Below are 16,241 nucleotides of genomic sequence, written 5' to 3'. Positions count from 1 at the left end.
TTCGTCCTCTTGGCCAGCCTAGTCCAAGCGGACTTGGTCGCCAATGGCTGGATTCGAACATTTCGAATCGCGAGCAGTGCCAAATGGATCACTGCTCCAACGACCGATGGCCCACATGTGTTCGACGTCATTTCGCATACTCGGACAGCCGAACTGCGGATAAATATGGATGTGGGCGCGGGCGCGCGAGGGGCTGTCAGACTCGCGACCAGGGGGTCGTTTGCGGGTGAGTTCAGAGTCGAGACAATTTGCGTGAATTGCGCAAATGTAGTGTTGGGCGGCGAGCGGGCGCGGGCTCAAGGCGAGGAGAAGAATGCCTCGGCCTCGGCGGCGAGGGTGTCCGGGTCGCGCAGCGGTCGCGAGCACGCGCGATCGCTACATAGGTAGACGGCGGGCGCCCCCGTGTCGGGGTAGCGGACGCCCGGCGAGCTGCGCTCGACGGTGGCGCGCGGCTCGTAGATCCCCAGCGCGGCCCGCCACAGCGCGTCGGTGCGCGGATCATCGGCCTCGCCGACGACGCTGAGGTCGAAGCGCGGGCCTGCGAGCTGCTCGAGGGCGATCAGGTAGTCGCCGACGAGCTTGCTGCGCGCGGCGAGGTGCTCGGGGCCCAGGGCGAGCAAGGTCGCGCGGGCGAGGTCGAGCCAGGGGGAGGGCTGCTCGTCCGCCCGAGCGTCGAGCGCCGCCAGCTCGATCAAGAAGCGGGCGGCGCGGGCGTTCTCGGGCAGGGGCTTGCGGCGCTGAGCGAACACGCCGATGGCCTGGGGATCTTCGCCGTGGGCGTAGAAGCCACCGTCGGCGGCCGCGAGCACGTCGACCATGGCCGCGGCGAGCTCGCGGGCGGCGTCGAGCCAGCGCGCCTCGCCGGTCACGCGGTGTAGGCCGAGCAGGGCGAGCCCGACCGCGCTCTGATCCCCCAGGTGTAGCTGGGCGTCGTCGACCGGCGCGCCCGCGTCTGCGCCAACATCTGCGCCAACATCTGCGTGGGTGAAGGCGCCCGCGGGGGTGCGGTGGGTAGCGAGCAGGCGCTCGCCAGCGCGGACGGCCGCGGCTCGCAGGTCCTCGTCGGGCGCGGCGCGGTCGAGCTCGGTGAGCGCGTGGATGATCAGCCCGTTGAGGTCGGCATAGATCGCGGTGTCGATCCGCGGCTGGCCCAGGGCCCGGCGGCTGGCGTCGTCGAGGGCGTAGAATTCATCGCCGTGGATGTCCTCGCCGTCGTGGCGGCGGAGGTCGGCGTCCTGGCTCGAGTAGAACCCGCCTCGGGGGTCTTGCATGCGCTCGAGCAGGTAGCGGGTGAGCTCGCGGGCGTCGGCGAGCCAGCGTGGGTCGCCGGTGACCATGGCGGCGTGGGCGTAGTTCTCCACGCCGCCGGCCTGGACCATGGCGATCTTCTCGAAGTGGGGGCGATCCCAGACCCCGCGCAGGGAGTACTGATACATGCCGCCCCACACGGGGTCGATCAGCGCGCGCTCGGCCGCGAGGGTGGCCAGGGCGCGCTCGCGCCAGCGCGCTTCATCGGGCTGGTCTGGGCGCAGGCGCGCGCGCAGCAGGGCGTAGTCGATGGGCCCGGGCCAGGGGTACTTCTGCTTGCGACCCCAGCCGAGGCCCTCGGGGTCGAAGAGGCCGTCGAGGTTGGCGGCCACGCGAAGGCGCAGCGACTCGAGGTCCTGGTCTTCGATGGACGCGGGCTCGTCCCCATTTTGATCCCCATTCTCATCAAAGCGACGCAGCTCTCCGGCCTCGTGCTCCGCGACCAGGGTGCGCAAGAGCGCGGCGAATCGCTCGGGCTCGCGGTAGCCACGGAGGTTGATGGCCGGCTCGGCCGCGGGCGAGAGGATCGCGGTCGCCGGCCAGCCCCAGCGACGGTAGCGCTCGAGCAGATCCGGGCGCGCGTCCGAGTCGACGCGGATGATCACGAAGTGCGCGCGCAAGAGCGCCTGAACCTCGGGGTCGCGGTAGGTGGTGGTCTCCATGACGTGGCACCAGTGGCACCACTGCGCGACGACGTTGATGAGGATCAGGCGATCCTCGTCGGCAGCTCGCTCGAAGCTCGCGGGGTCCCAGGCCGACCAGGCCAGCTCGCCTGGCGCGGCCTCGGCGGGCGCCTCGGCCTGGCCCCGGTCGCGCTGGGCCGAGCAGGCGAGGGCGCACGCGAGCGTGCACAGGCCGAGCGCCCTCGCAAGCCGGTTTGTTCGCCCAGCCACGCGCACGAGATCCGCGCTCAAGACATCCGCGGCTGGTGAGGGTGGAACACCCGAAAGGGCTGAAACACAGGCGGCGGCGGGCTGCTCGGCGAGGCGAAGAGCGAGTCGAAGTGCGAGCGCCGGGGCGCGAGCTCGGCCGCCTCGAGCAGGGCGTCGGCGAACACCTGAGTCATGGTCTCGGCGATGCTGGGGGCGGGCGGACCGAGGGGCTCGGGCACACACGCCAGCGCGCTGCCGCGCTCGCGCAGCTTGGCGATGGCGTCGCGCTGGGCCGCGTCCACGTGCGCGCGCTCGTCCTCGTCGAGCTGCTCGCGCAGCCACTCGTGCAGATCCCAGGCGAGCTGACCGTGGCGCAGCTCGTCGGCGGCGAGGCGGGCGAACACCCGACGCAGCGCGCGGTGTTGAGCCTGGCGGGCGAAGCTGGCCGTGAGCAGGGCAGAGAAGGACTCGTGCACGCAGCCCTCGACGGCGTTGTGCGTGGCGACCTCGACCAAGGTGGGCTGCGCCCGGGGGGTGGTGGTGGGCGTGGGGACTCGTGCCCCACGCAGCTCGGCGAGGGCGTGGATCCAGCGGGCGTGGTTGCGCTCGTCCTCGGCCGCGGCGCGGCAGCGCGCGATGAGCTCGTCTGGCGCGTCCCATGACTCGAGCTGGGCCGCGAGCTCCTCGAAGGCGTGGATCGAGGCCGCCTCGAGGTAGGCCATGGCCGCGAGGCTCTCGCCGAGGGCGTCCACGCAGTCGGGGTCTCCGCCCTCGACGTGACCGAGGGGTCGACGGCCCTTGCAGTAGTACTCGATGCCGACGCCCTCGCAGACGACTCGCCCTGGCTCGCTGGTGGTGTCGGTGTCCTGACCGTCCGCGCCCTCTTCGGGCAGGGTCAGGGTGCAGCGCTCGACCTCGAAGGCCCTCCAGCCACGAAGCTCGGCGTAGACCGACTCACAGACGGTCTCGCAGCGGATCGTGTCTCGGCTGGTCTGCTCCGTGTCGCCGCCCTCGATCAGGGAGGCGATCAGCTCGTCGAGCTCTTCGGCGCTCACCTCTTCGTCGAGGTCGAAGTCTTCCTCTGGCGGATCACAGTTCCAGGTGGTCGGGCAGCCGGAGAGGGGCAGGAGGGCGAGGGCAGTGACAACGGCATGACGCATCTCCATCACTCGAAGGTTAGCGTGGAAGTGACTCGGTGCCGTATCAAATGTGGTCGTGATTAAAATCTGCGCGCTCAATTGCGAGAACGTCGAAAACCTACCGCTCACGTCACGGTGTGATGGGTCATTCGGCCCCGGGTGTTTTTGCCTCGTCCTCACCCGCACCCTGACCGGAGATCGGCGTGGACGCGATCGTCCAGCCCGTGAAGCCGAGCAACACACCGATGATCGGGTTGAGCAGGTTGAGGAAGCACCACGGCAGGTAGGCCAAGGTCGCGACGCCCAAGGTGCTGCTCATGAACGCGCCGCAGGTGTTCCAGGGGATCAGCGGCGAGGTGATCGTGCCGCCGTCCTCGAGGGCGCGCGAGAGGTTCTTGGGGTGTAGCCCGCGCGCGGCGTACTCGTGGGCGTACATGCGCCCGGGGACGACGACGGCGAGGTACTGATCCGCGGCGAGCACGTTGATGCCGATCGCCGTGAGGATCGTGGCGGCGATCAGCGAGCCGGTGCTCTTGGCCGCGGCCAGGGTCTTGCTCGCCAGCGCGCGAAGCTGCCCGGTGTGTTCCATAATGCCCCCAAAGGACATCGCGCAGAGCACGAGTAACACCGTACCCGCCATGCTGTTCATGCCCCCGCGCGCGAGCAGCTCGTCGACGGCGGCCGAGCCGGTGTCGGGCTGGTAGCCGTTCATGGCCGCGCCGAGCACGTCGGCGGCGCTGGCCCCCATGATCCAGGCCATCACGCCCCCGAGCAGCGCGCCGGTCAACAGCGTGGGCAGGGCCGGAAATTTGTAGGCGACCATCAGCGCGACGACGGCCGGGACGGCGAGGTGGATCAGCCCGGGGTCGAAGGTCTCGTCGATCAGCGTGGTGATCTCGGCTACCGACTCGGCGCTGGCGCTGCCCTCGAGGCCGAGGCCGATCAGGGTGTAGGCGAGCATCGCGATCACCCACGCGGGCCCCGTGGTCCACAGCATGTGGCGGATGTGCACGAAGAGCTCGGTCCCGGCCATGGCGGGGGCGAGGTTGGTGGTGTCGGACATCGGCGAGAGCTTGTCGCCAAAGTAGGCCCCGCTGATCACCGCGCCGGCGGTCATCGCCGGGTCGATGCCCATGGCCTCGCCGACGCCGATCAGCGCCAGGCCCACGGTCCCCGCCGTCGACCACGACGAGCCCGAGACCAGGCTGACGATCGAGCACACCGCGCAGCTCGCCGGCAGGAACCACTGCGGCGAGAGCAGCTCGAGGCCCCAGGCGATCAGCGCGGGCACGATGCCGGCGGCCAACCACGTGCCCATGAGCATGCCGATGATTAGCAAAATCAAGATCGCCCCCATGGCCAGGCCGATGGCCTTGAGGATCCCGGCCTGGAGCGCCTCCCACTCGTAGCCGTGGGCCCAGGCGACGAGCCCGGCCACGCAGGCGCCGAGGATCAGCGGGATGTGACCCGAGCCGTCGAGCACGACGATGGTCACGAAGAGCAGACCGATGAGCGCGAGCACGGGGACCAGCGCCCAGATGAAGGGGATCGGCGTCACGCCGGGCTCCGGCGTCGCGCTGCGTGGCTGCTCTTCTTGCACGGATCCGCCCATTTCATGACGAGAATGGCGGTTTGGGGGCGGTCTTGTCCAGCGCGCCGACGCGGGCGCCACGGTGGCCGCGAGCTGATACCGTGCGCTGGTGAGCGACGCAGCCCTCGAGCTCGAGCCCGGCCTCGACCGACTGATCCACGCGCTGCCCAAGGCGGAGCTGCACGTGCACCTCGAGGGCAGCATCGTGCCGGAGCTCGCCCTGCGCCTCGCGGCGCGTCGCGGCGTGACGCTGCCCGGGGCCGAGGGCGGCGTCGAGGGTCTGCGCGAGGCCTATCGCTTCCGCCGCTTCACCGACTTCATCGCGCTCTACGTCGCGCTCTCGCGCTGCCTCGAGCGGCCCGAGGACTTCTGCGACGCGGTCGTGGGCGTGGCGGCGCGGCTCGGGGCGCAGCAGGTGCGCTGGGCGGAGCTCACCTTCACGCCGATGACCCACGTCGCCCGGGGCGTCGATGCGGACGCGATGCTCGCGGGCCTGGCCGAGGGGCGCCAACGCGCTCGCGCGGAGCATGGCGTCGAGATCGCCTGGGTCTTCGACGTGGTCCGCAGCTTCCCGGATCAGGCCGCGCCGACCCTCGACCTGGCCGTGCGTGGGCGCGAGCAGGGCGTGATCTCGCTGGGCGTCGGCGGTCCCGAGGGTCCGCGCTGGCCGGTGGACGCGATGGCGCCGGTGTTCGCCCGGGCCAAGGCCGAGGGCCTGCACAGCGTCCCCCATGCCGGCGAGCAAGACGGGCCCGAGAGCATCCGCGCCAACCTCGAGCTGCTCGGGGCCGAGCGCATCGGCCACGGGGTGCGCTGCGTCGAAGACCCCGCGCTCATGGCCACGCTGCGCGAGCGCGGGATCCCCCTCGAGCTGTGCCCGACCAGCAACGTGGTCCTGGGCTTCTACCCGAGCCTGGCCGAGCATCCGCTCCCGCGCCTGCTCGCGGCCGGGCTCCCGCTGTCGATCAACAGCGACGACCCGCCGCTCTTCGGCACGACCTTGGTCGAGGAGTATCGGCGCTGCGCGGCGAGCTTCGCCTGGGACCGCGCGCAGGTCCTGGCCGTGGCCGCGGCGGCGGTCGAGCACAGCTTCATGAGCGCGGCGGGCAAGCGGGCGCTGCTCGCCGAGCAGGCCGAGGTCGCGAGGACCTGCGCGTGATCGATCTGAGCCTCGCGCTGACCGAGCACACGCCGGTCTTCCCCGGAGATCCGCGGCCCCGGCTGCGCCGCGTCGCCGAGATCTCGCGCGGGGATCCGTTGACCGTGACCCGCCTCGAGCTCGACTGTCACGTGGGCACGCACGTCGACTGCCCGGCGCACTTTCTGGCCGAGGGGGCGAGCCTCGACGCCTACGGCCCGGGCTATTTTTGCGGTCCGGCGCGGGTCTTGGATCTGCGAGACGTCCCCGCGGGCGCCCAGATCTCGGCGGCGCGGATCCAGGCGGCCCTCGGCGGGCGAGCGCTCGCGCCCGGGCTGCACCTGTTGATCGCCACGCAAAACGCCGCGCGTCTGGTGGCCGGAGACTTCTCGAAGCTGGTCACGCTGAGCCCGGAGGCGGCGGAGATCCTCGCCCAGGCGCGGCCGCGCAGCGTGGGCTTCGATCACTACAGCCTCGACGCCGCGGACGACCTCGAGCTGCGGGCGCATCGGGTCCTCGCCGCCGCGGGCGTGCCGACGCTGGTCGCCCTCGACCTGAGCGGCGTGGAAGACTGCGCTGGCGAGTGGGTGCTGTTGACCTCACCTCTGCCCCTGCGTGGCGTCGAGGCGGCCCCGGTCCGCGCGCTGCTGTGTCGGCCGGGCGCGCTGCTCGAGCTCTGCTAGGAGCCCGTGGTGAAACCCAACACGACACCTGGCTTGGTCTTTTCGCCGAGGGCTTTGTCGCCAAAACTGGCAGTACGCCCGGTACAGCGGCGTTTTGGCTTCGCGCCCTCGACGAAAAACCCGGCGCCAGGAGCCGCGCTGGGTTCCACCACGGAATCCTGAATACGCCCCTAAGCCATCGAGATCAAACAAGTTTCTGGAGCCCGGCTAGACCGTCTCCACCATGTCTCCACTCCCGACCGGCGAGCCGGGCGAAGGAAGTTCGAGGAGCTTGATCGCCCGCTCGAGCGCAGCAGGGCTCAAGTGCATGTAGCGCTGCGTCGTCTGGAGGTTGCCGTGCCCGGCGAGCTCCTGGATCGCCCTCGCGGGCGCCCCCCTCATGGCGAGGTGGGAGCAGAAGGTATGCCGGAGCTTGTGGGGCGACCTGTACTTCAGCTTGGCCTGCCGGCACAGCTTCATGAGCCAGTTCGCCAGGCTGTTGACGTGCAAGGGCTCCCCGTCGTCCTCGTAGAGGACCCGCGGGCCTTGTGAGTGCCGGTGCTTCCTGAGCGCCTTCGTGAGCCGCTCGGTCATGGGGACCGTGCGGATCTTGTCGTGCTTGGGCAGCGTCACGTGGCCCTCCCACTCCGCCTGTTCGACCGTGAGCAGCCGCCGGCGGAAGTTGATCGACGACCACTCGAGGCCGCGGATCTCACCGGAGCGCAGGCCCGCCTCGCCGCCGAGCAGGACCATCACGAGCATGCGGTGGTCCAGCCGCGTCGCCGCGGTGACCAGCGCCTCGAACTCGTCGAAGTCGTAGAACTCCATCGCGGTCATGGGCAGCTTGAGCATCTCGATCTCGAGGGGCATCGCCTCGATGATCCGCCAGCGGACGGCGACCTTGAGCATGGTCTTGACCTGCCCGAGGAGCTTGTTGACGGTGCTGTTGGCGAGGTGCTTGCGCTGGCCCTTGAAGAGCTGGATGTCCTCAGGCGCGAGCTCATGGAGCCGAGTGCCCCCGAAGGCGGGGAGGATGTGAAGGCGCAGCTTCTTCTTGGTGTTCTTGACGGTGGTCTGCTTGTGCCGGTTGGCGTACACGTGTCCTTCGAGGAAGCGCGGCGCGAACTCGGCGAAGGTCGGGACCTCCTTCGTCTCCGACCGGGGCGCCGCCCCGGCCTTGGTGCGCGTCGACGTCTTGGGCGTGGGCCCGTGCTTGAGCAGGTGGCGCTCCCGCTGCTGACCCCAGCGCAACGCGGCCGACTTGAGCTCGACGGGCGCCTTGCGGCGCTCGCGGTATCGCTCTCCGTTGTCGAGCCGGATCATGATGTCGACTTCCCAGCCGCCCTTGCGGTACGGCCTGATTTTCACGGTCATTGCCTGTCTCTCCTGAGAGGCGCGACCGCACGTCTGATGCCCACCCAGCCTAGCAGCGGGGGATCGACCTAGCCAGCCCACGGGCCAGGCTCGACGGAGGAGGCCAGCCACGCCTCGAGAGCGTCACGGCGGAAGCGCAGCCGCCGGCCGAGCTTGGTGACCCCGGGGATCTCTCCGCGCTCGACCATGGCGTACACGGCCTTGCGGCTCACGCGGAGGAGCTGGGCGACCTCGTCTGCCTGGAGGAGCAGGGGGAGGTCTTCGAAGCCTGGCAGGCGACGGGATCGGCGCGCCATCCAAGGAGTGTGGCGCGGGTCCGAAAGGCCGCCAACGGCCGTGGGGCGGGGATCGATGCCGACGTCTTGCGATCGTTCCGGTGTGTAGGCCGGGCGGTGATGTCGGGTCGCACAGTCGCCCTTGGGTGGCTGGGCTTCCGGCCACCGACGAGCCCGGCCAGTACAGCGTGCGGGTCTCGCCCCGGGGCTGGCACGTCGGCCTGGCCTTCGACGTGCTGCGGGCCTTCACCCGGGCCAACCGCCTGCGCTCCTGAGCAGCTGGGCATCCCAGGTACGAAGGTCGCCCACGCCAAAGCGTCGAGCAACTTGGCCCGGCGCGACCCTCAAAGATCGCGCCGAGTACGATCTCAGCAGCGCTGTGAATCCTGCTAGGGTCTCCGACGGGGTGCGAAGTTTCCCAATGATGGCGCGGACTTGGCACGCATCCCGTTGGAATTGCTTGGGTTTCTCGTGCCGTCTAGTTCCGTGGGGTTCCGCCGCGGGGGGCGGGCAAGTGCAGGGTCACAGCACACTGGCAGCACCGGCTCTCAGCGCGACCTCGACCACGGTCTCGACAACGACTGCTCGACTCGTGGCCGCGGTACGGCAACTCCGTCTCGGCTGACTGGTCGACTATCATCTCGTCATGCCGCCGAGTCCTCTTTCCGTGGGTCGTCAAGCGCTGCGAGCTGGCAGGTGGGCTCTGGGGCAGTCCGAAAAGCGGGAGCTGCTAGACGAGTTCGAGCAGGCAACGACAGAGCACTCGCTGGCCATGCTGGACTCACTGCTAGCAGCGATGACCCAGCATGCCATCGAGACCGGTTCAGACCCACAGTGGCTCGCGGCGCTCGACGACTCCCTCCCTCCAGCCCAACGCGCGGAGGCACTCACGCTGCTCAAGGACGCCTTCTTGTCCGTACTCCGACTCTCGCACGATCCCATCTTGGGCAACGAAATGCTGGCCCTAGTCGCAGCGGGGGTTCACAAGGTCTCTGCACCAAGTCAAGCCATCCCTCGGATCCTATCTCTCGCCCCACAACTCGTCCCTCAAGATCTCGAACTGCTGAAGCGCTACATGATTGAGGGGGTTGAGAACATTGAAGAGACGCCCGAAGGCAGCCCCCGCATGTTCCCTCGAAAGATGCTCCAGCATGATTTCAAGCTGTACTTCATCTCGCCGAGTGGAGTTCGTTCTCACCCACTTGATTCGTACTCCTATCAAGCTCTCAAGCGACACAGCCTCATCCGCGACACACCATGGTGGCAGGATCCGGAGCGGCCTCGCGGCAAGCCCAAATCTCCTCCAGGGATGTCCATCGGCACCGTTAAGCACGAGCCGTTCAAGATGGAGTGGATGCTCACGGAACTGGGCTGGGCTCTACTTGAGGCGGTCAATGGTCGGCGGCTCATCGAGTTGTGGAGCACGTGGACCGGACGAGCGGACTAAAGGCAGCCTAATGAGCACCTCCGACTTCTTGGTACCTGGCACCCGAATATCGTGCTATCGTTTCGGGCTAATCTCCGTTGGCGGCTCCCAGCGGACTTGCGCAGCCATCACGAGTCACTACTAGGAACCGCGGCTTTGGCGAACCCGCAGACCAGCCCGTACGTACGCACTTTGTGGCAGGCGTGGCCAGAGAGTCCACTGGGCACAACTCTGTTGACCAGCTACACGCTCAACGCGCCATTTTTTGAGGCTGTCCTCCTGCCGGAGCTTGTTCGGCGTCGAGCATCCCCGATCGTGGTGTTCGTCGACCGGACGACGGGCTACACGCCGGCAGTCGGTGCTGTCGGCAGCCTGACAGCGGCCGGCCGCGACTACTACCTCGTCCCCGTCGACTGGGGAGCACGGGCATTCCATCCCAAAGTCCATTTGTTCTGCCACCGAAACGTTGCACTCGTGGGCAGCGGCAACCTCACTCCATCGGGCATGGGCCGCAACCTCGAAGCCTTCGATCGACTCGACGGGCAGGCCGAGTCGGCCGCCCTCGACCAAGTTCGGGAATTCTTTCGCGCGCTCATCAAGCATGAGTTGGCCTCCCTCCCACAACGCGAGCGCACCCACTTGCTCGCGCGCGTCCCTGCGACGAACGGAGGCAAGGGGGACGCGTCATTCCTCCATTCGCTGGGTACCAGAGTCTCTACGAGCAACTCGAGAGCATCGACCTGGGTGGCGATGGCGACGAAAGTCTACTTGCGGCTCCGTTTCAGGACTACAACCACAAGACCAACCGCGAGTTGAGCCGACGGCTGCGACTCTCGAGCGTGCGTTTGGCGGCCGACGAGCGACGGCCACCTCCTACCCCATCCGGCTTCCAGACGGGCGTGATTTCAGACGGGACTGGCCGACGGCTGCACGCGAAGGTGATCCATCGCAAGGGCGCAGAATCGGCGATGTTGGTCGTAGGGAGTGCGAACCTGTCCAGCGCTGCGTGGGCGGGTCGAAATGTAGAGGCGGTGGTAGTCCGCCAGGCCCTCGAGCCCGACGCGTTCTCGGGGATGTTCGAGGTCGCACGGTTTGAGCCAGCCGAGTGGAGTGAGGCAGCGGAGGTCGAGCGCCGGCCAATTGAGAAGCTGCCGCTGCTGCCCCAGCCAATGGTCGCTCTGTCTGGTCGCACACTCGTTATCGAGCTCATGGCACCGAATCTGGACGTGGAATTTTGGTTGGACAACGGCTCGAGTCGAAGCCTCCTCGCAGCTGAACGTGACCAACCGACTCAATGGGTGTGCTTACTCGAGGAAGAGCCTCGCGGCGTCTCGCGCGTCGTCGCGCGGGCACCTGGATACCGAGACAGTGCTGCGCTCGTCCTCCACACGGCCGACCTCCACACGCCAACGTGGCACGCTCGGATCAAGCGGGCGCGTCGAGGAGAAGGTCCAATCGACGACCCACTCCGGGTGGAGATCTTGGGACAGATCGGGGAGATTCTCGCTCGCCTTCACGGCAACGTCGCGGCGAACACCGAGTCGAAGCCCGCGCCGACCAAGAAGAACGTGGGGGGGCGGCGAGAGCCCGAGGCCATAGGGGAGTTCGAGATTGTCGACGAGCTGCCAATCGGTGTCCGGCACATGGGTGGGAGCGCACGGGCCCAGCTGCTCGAACTGACCCAGCTCATCGAAGTGGCGCTCTCGACCCCGTCGACGGACGACGACGGGGACGATGCGTGGACCCCGAGTGACCTGGACGAGGTCACGCAAGACGAGGAGGAGGACGAACAAACGAGCGGAGCGCGCACGAAATCGGGTGGCGAACGAAATACCGAAGGAAACTTGTCGCCCAACCTCGTCGAGGCGGTGCTGAAGCTCGCCCGCAAGTACCGGGAGCCAATGCGCAAACTCGCGGTCCAGGCTCCGCAGAACGCCATCGTGTTGTTCGAGGGCGTCGTGCACCTGCTGCTGACGACTGCAGCGATCAGTCGGGAACTCCGGGACAAGCTCTTGCCGGAGCTCGTCTCCTGGCTCTGCATAGCCTGGGCGGAGGCGCAGTGGCCTGAGCGAACGCGTGGGTGGATGCTGTCCGTCGAGTCTCCAGAGGAGTCCAACACGGAGTGTGTCTCGCCCGATCCTGTCGCTGCCTTGGTGGCGGTCTGTAGGTGGCTACATTGGATCGATCTCGACATCGAGGAGGGCACTGCGGCGCACCACGGCATGGATCAAGCACGCTCCGTACTCCAGGGGCTCGAGGCGTACATCACCGCCCATCCAGATTCCGGCGATCTCACCGCCCCCGAACTCGATCAGTATACAGAGACGCTGTTCCTACTGCGCTCCCATGTCTCGCGGGCCGAGCAAGCTCAAGCCCTGCTTGCGCCTGTCTGGAAGCTCGAGAAGCTCGGTCGTGCCATCAAGCGTTGCTCGACTCACCTCACCGAGATCCAATCCGAGCTCCGCGAGATCGAACGTATCTTGGAGAGCTTCTCTCATCGCTCGACCAGTTACAAGGAGGCTGCTGCACGCAAGGAGGTCTTGGGCGAACGCCACGGGAAATTGACCAAGCGACTAGCCAAGCTCGATCGAAAGAACAAGCAGGCAATCCACGCCGCATCCACGAGCACTCACGCCGGAGCTCATGAGCTCTACGAACGATGGAAGCACCTCTGATCAGCGTCAATTATTTTTTCCGATTGGCGACGATTATTCCTGCCGGTGCGAGACTTGCGCGTCCCCGTGCACGGCGACCTCGCGCGCGGGGTAGTTGTCGTTCGGGCAGTTGTCGCAGCCCGGTGTAGTTGTCGTCGGGCGTCAGCCCTTCTTGCGCCCCTTGGCCTTCTCGGTCCGGTAGCTGGGCACGTTGAATTCCAGGATCACCGAGTGGTGCACGAGCCGGTCGATCGCGGCCGAGGTCGCCATCTTGTTGTTGAAGATCCGGTCCCACTCGCTGAAGACCAGGTTGCTCGTCAGCGCCGTCGAGCGTCGCTCGTAGCGCTCGGCCAGCAGGGTGAAGAGGACCTCGGCCTCCTCGGCCGACTGCTTGACGTAGCCGATGTCGTCGAGGATCACGAGCTCGAAGTTGTCGAGCCGACGCAGCTTCCGGGGCAGCTCCAGATCTCGCTTGGCCGCGAGCAGCTCCTGGATCAGCGAGTAGGTCGGCGTCCACAGCACCGAGCGGCCCTGCTCGACGAGGGCGTGGCCGAGGGCCGCGAGGGCGTGGCTCTTGCCGACGCCGGGCAGGCCGAAGGCCAGCACGTTGATCGCCTCGTCGAGGAAGTCGCCGGCTTGCAGCTCGCGGAGCTTGCGGACCACCGGTCGCGGCAGCCGCTTGTCGTCGAGGGTCTCGAAGGTCTTGCCGACGCTGAGCTTCGAGGCCCGGCGCAGGCGAGCGACTCGGCGAGCGTGGCGGGCCTCGGCCTCGAGGTCCAGGACCTCGGCGATCGTCGCCAGCGCTGGCTCGTGGCCGTCGGTGACCAGGCGCGGGACCAGCTCCTCGGCCGCGGTCGTCAGCTTGAAGCTGCGCAGCAGCGTGGTGATCTGCTCGGCGTGGGCGGGGGGTCGAGGGTTCACGCCGCACCTCCGAGCAGCTCGTCGTAGACGCCCAGATCGGGCTCGCCGACCTCGAGCTGCGGGACCTCGGACTCCGTGGGCTGGACCCGCTGCTTGACCGTCGCGTAGTCGAAGGGCGCGCCGGCCTCGAGCAGCTGCGCGAGTTCGGCCTCGACCGTCGACTCCATCGTCATCGCCGCGAGGTGCAAGATCCTCACGTAGTCGACGTGGCCGCGCCCGGGTCGAGCGCGCTCGAGCGCGTCGTAGGCCCGGCGGAAGATCAGCGAGGGGTACAGCTCCTCGCGGAAGCAGTTGGGGAAGGCCCCGGGCTTGCGCACCAAGGAGGCGATCACGTGGCGGTAGTCGATGCGGTGCGCGCCTTCGCCTCGCAGCCGCGGGAAGGTCTCGACCACCTCACCGCCGTAGCGCAGCTCGACCTCGTTGGCGTGCAGCCGGACCTCGACCTGGTGGCCGATCAGCTGCGAAGGCACCGAGTAGATCCGCCCCCGCACCTTGATCGTGCTCCAGCGCCGGACCTTCGGCGTCTCGGTCGTGTAGGTCGGCACCGGCTTGATCGGCAGCGGCCTCAGCAAGGGGCTCTCGAGCTCGAGCTTCGCCGTGACGTGCTGGTTGTGCTCGCGCTCGAGGGTCTGCTGGACGAAGCGCTCGTAATCCTCGACGCTGGCGAAGTCCCGGCTGCCCCGCAAGATCAGCGCCTGCTTCAGCAGCTTTTTGGTTCGCCGATGCCGGACCTCGACCGCGCCGTTTTCGTGCGACTTGCCCACGTTGATGCGCCGGACCGTCTCGATGCCCAGATGCGTGCACGCGTCCGCGAAGCGCTTGTTGAGGCTCCGGCCCCGCGCCTTCTTCAGCTCGTGCGTCGCCGCCGACATGTTGTCGAGGGTCAGCTTCCGCGGCACCCCGCCCAGGGCCCACAGTGCCCGCTGGAGCCCCTCGACCAGCGCCTCGTAGCTCTCCGACAGCGCCACGCAGGCCCAGGTCCACGCGCTCGCGACCAGGACCAGCTCGAAGAGCAGGTGGCGGAAGGGCTCGCCCGCGATCGTCACCTGCAGCTCGTTGCAGTTGGTGAAGTCCAGCGCCGCTTCCTCGCCGGGCGGGTGCTCTTGCTGGAAGTAGACCTCCTTGTCTGGTCCGTGCAGCGCTCGCCAGTCCCGGACCCGCCGCTGCATCGTCCGCAGCTGGCCCTGGTTGAAGCGCTCGGGCTTCTCCTCGATCAGCTGCTTCAGCAGTGTCTTGGCTTCGAGCTCGCCCTCCTTGTCCCGCTCGAGCAGCGGGACGATCTTCTCCTCCCACACCCCCTCGAAGGGATCCTTGCGCGTCCGCCAGTGCCGCGGCTCCTTGGTCTGCGAGGGCAGTGGCCCGCTCTGCCACTTCCGCGCCGACCTCACGCTCATTCCCGCCGCCGCTGCTGCGGCCTGCTGTGTCTTGCCTTGGTTCATCTTGCTCCGTAGCAGCCGTACTTGCTCGTCCGTGACCACGTGGGGGCTCCTGCTCCCCAGCGTCCCACGCGCGTTCTGGCTGGCTCGGACCGGCAGGTTTAGTTGTCGTCGACCGGCAAAAGTTATTGTCGTCGATCAGTTCGCCTTCGTCCACGCAACTCGCCGGCATCGACACGTCGACGGCGGAACCGGGAGCGCAGTTGGCATCCAGTCGGTGCCCCGGAGCAAGGGGAGCAAGCTCCCGCTGGTCTCCGACAAGCGTCCGCCCTCAGCCTTTGATGCTCCCAACTATGGGCCCTCGGTCAAGGCTCTGGGGCTTGGTAGTCGCGCGGCAGGCCGGGTGACAAAGTTCGCGAAGAAGCTCGGGGCCACGCTCGACCTCGACGTAGCGTTGCCACCACCGGGTAGCAAAACCATCAGCGAGACCACGGTCGAACATCTTGGCGGCCTGTGCCTCTGCAACTCGCCGCTGCGAGGCGAACGAGACATGCTAGAAGAGCTGCTTTTTCGCCACGAACAGCGCCGCAGCCAGCACATCGAGAAGCGAGTCGATGGTCCCCGTCGACGGTCGCTCGCCTTGCTCCTGCACGCCCTCGAGCCCACTGAGAGCCCCCGCTTGTTCCTTCTCCAACGCTTCATCGACTGGCAAAAGGGCACCGGAGACTACGAGCCGCCGTCCGCACTGCTCGAGGAATCCTATGGGTGGGCCCTCCTCGGCCTGCGGTGGTTCTTCCGCCACTCACTCGAATCCGTTTGGGCCGGTTTCGGCCACCTGATCGACCGAGGCCACGTGCCGAGCACCGATCTCACAGAGACGGTAGCGGTCGTGCTCGATGCTGCAGATGGGTCGTCTCGATGGCTGCCGCATCACTCCTCGACGCTCGGTGAGGTGACCCGAGGGTTTGCGGAGGAGGCTGGCATCCAAGGAGAGGGGCACGAAGTGATCGGGTTGACGCTCGATACGGATCCAGGAGCGGGAATTGTAGCTGCGGCCGTCTCACTTGCGGCGCTGGCGATGCGCATCGATCGGATCGTGGACCCCGAGCGTCGGTATCGTAACTTCGCTTCTCTGGGCCAGTCTCTGCGCGTCAGCATGTCGGTATTTTCCGCGCATCCTGAGCCCGACACGACCCTCCACGAGTGGGTGGGACACCTGCTCGCCCGGTACGCTGTTGGGCAACACTTCGTGACCGCAACACGTAAGTGGCAGGGCGGGATCGACGGCTTCTTTTTCCACCCAACGCCCAACGGCTACGAACTCGCGCCAGGGGTGTTTCCTTGGACGCCCCATGGAGGCCCGACGAAGATCATGGCGGCGCTGTGGCTGATGCAGGGCATCGGTCTCGTGGCCCAGAGGGACGAGGGATGGATGCGAACGCCAGCCGGGGAACGCACCATCAACCGAGTGATCCAGGCAGGTGGCGGAGCGTCCGAATAACCTG

14 protein-coding genes are annotated in these 16,241 nt (G+C 67.7%); 7 read left to right on the top strand and 7 right to left on the bottom strand.

Features of this window, described 5'->3' with window-relative positions; translation table 11 throughout:
• Positions 1-296: 296 nt before the first annotated feature.
• The 3 genes from G6O69_RS05495 to nhaC all read right to left on the bottom strand — a co-directional run bounded on the left by G6O69_RS05495 (position 297) and on the right by nhaC (position 4,931).
• Positions 297-2,222 (bottom strand): DUF255 domain-containing protein, encoded by a 1,926-nt coding sequence (locus tag G6O69_RS05495; protein WP_172302474.1) that lies wholly within the window; start codon positions 2,220-2,222, stop codon positions 297-299.
• Complete coding sequence (locus tag G6O69_RS05490; RefSeq protein ID WP_172302473.1) at positions 2,219-3,346, bottom strand: ferritin-like domain-containing protein; 1,128 nt, start codon at positions 3,344-3,346, stop codon at positions 2,219-2,221. The genes G6O69_RS05495 and G6O69_RS05490 overlap by 4 nt, the downstream gene beginning before the upstream one ends.
• 118 nt (positions 3,347-3,464) lie before the next feature.
• Positions 3,465-4,931, bottom strand: a complete 1,467-nt coding sequence (nhaC, locus tag G6O69_RS05485) for a Na+/H+ antiporter NhaC (RefSeq protein WP_172302472.1) — start codon at positions 4,929-4,931, stop codon at positions 3,465-3,467.
• Between the two features lie 88 nt (positions 4,932-5,019).
• Between nhaC and add the strand changes: the two genes are divergently transcribed.
• Together add and G6O69_RS05475 are read left to right on the top strand one after the other, a co-directional pair.
• Positions 5,020-6,069: an adenosine deaminase gene (gene add / locus G6O69_RS05480; RefSeq protein WP_172302471.1), complete on the top strand. Its 1,050-nt coding sequence runs from the start codon at positions 5,020-5,022 to the stop codon at positions 6,067-6,069.
• The gene (locus G6O69_RS05475) at positions 6,066-6,731 is read left to right on the top strand and encodes a cyclase family protein (RefSeq protein ID WP_172302470.1); all 666 of its coding nucleotides are present in this window, start codon (positions 6,066-6,068) and stop codon (positions 6,729-6,731) included. Before add ends, G6O69_RS05475 begins: the two co-directional genes overlap by 4 nt.
• 207 nt (positions 6,732-6,938) lie before the next feature.
• Here G6O69_RS05475 and G6O69_RS05470 read toward each other — a convergent pair whose 3' ends face one another.
• Positions 6,939-8,084, bottom strand: coding sequence for a site-specific integrase (locus tag G6O69_RS05470; RefSeq protein WP_172302469.1), 1,146 nt, complete (start codon positions 8,082-8,084; stop codon positions 6,939-6,941).
• A 68-nt stretch (positions 8,085-8,152) separates the two neighbouring features.
• On the bottom strand, positions 8,153-8,380 hold the full coding sequence (locus tag G6O69_RS05465; RefSeq protein WP_172302468.1) for a helix-turn-helix domain-containing protein: 228 nt from the start codon (positions 8,378-8,380) through the stop codon (positions 8,153-8,155).
• Positions 8,381-8,505: 125 nt separating this feature from the next.
• Here G6O69_RS05465 and G6O69_RS39810 point away from each other — a divergent pair, with 125 nt between their 5' ends.
• The 4 genes from G6O69_RS39810 (at position 8,506) to G6O69_RS05450 (ending at position 12,460) form a co-directional block, all read left to right on the top strand.
• Positions 8,506-8,634: a hypothetical protein gene (locus tag G6O69_RS39810; protein ID WP_255215709.1), complete on the top strand. Its 129-nt coding sequence runs from the start codon at positions 8,506-8,508 to the stop codon at positions 8,632-8,634.
• Between the two features lie 371 nt (positions 8,635-9,005).
• Positions 9,006-9,806: a hypothetical protein gene (locus tag G6O69_RS05460; protein WP_176396648.1), complete on the top strand. Its 801-nt coding sequence runs from the start codon at positions 9,006-9,008 to the stop codon at positions 9,804-9,806.
• Positions 9,807-10,019: 213 nt separating this feature from the next.
• Positions 10,020-10,601, top strand: coding sequence for a hypothetical protein (locus tag G6O69_RS05455; RefSeq protein ID WP_172302466.1), 582 nt, complete (start codon positions 10,020-10,022; stop codon positions 10,599-10,601).
• Positions 10,602-11,257: 656 nt separating this feature from the next.
• A complete protein-coding gene (locus G6O69_RS05450; RefSeq protein ID WP_172302465.1) occupies positions 11,258-12,460 on the top strand; it encodes a hypothetical protein in 1,203 nt (400 codons plus the stop codon).
• 141 nt (positions 12,461-12,601) lie between these two features.
• On the opposite strand, the gene istB is transcribed toward G6O69_RS05450, so the two are convergent.
• Both istB and istA read right to left on the bottom strand, forming a co-directional pair.
• A complete protein-coding gene (gene istB / locus G6O69_RS05445) occupies positions 12,602-13,360 on the bottom strand; it encodes an IS21-like element helper ATPase IstB (protein ID WP_172301648.1) in 759 nt (252 codons plus the stop codon).
• On the bottom strand, positions 13,357-14,799 hold the full coding sequence (gene istA / locus G6O69_RS05440; protein WP_172302464.1) for an IS21 family transposase: 1,443 nt from the start codon (positions 14,797-14,799) through the stop codon (positions 13,357-13,359). Before istA ends, istB begins: the two co-directional genes overlap by 4 nt.
• 214 nt (positions 14,800-15,013) lie before the next feature.
• Between istA and G6O69_RS05435 the strand changes: the two genes are divergently transcribed.
• Positions 15,014-16,237: a hypothetical protein gene (locus G6O69_RS05435; RefSeq protein WP_172302463.1), complete on the top strand. Its 1,224-nt coding sequence runs from the start codon at positions 15,014-15,016 to the stop codon at positions 16,235-16,237.
• Positions 16,238-16,241 lie beyond the last annotated feature (4 nt).

The organism is Pseudenhygromyxa sp. WMMC2535 (assembly GCF_011083025.2).
Note: the sequence above shows the minus strand (reverse complement) of the source record. Positions and strands in the feature narration are given on the sequence as shown.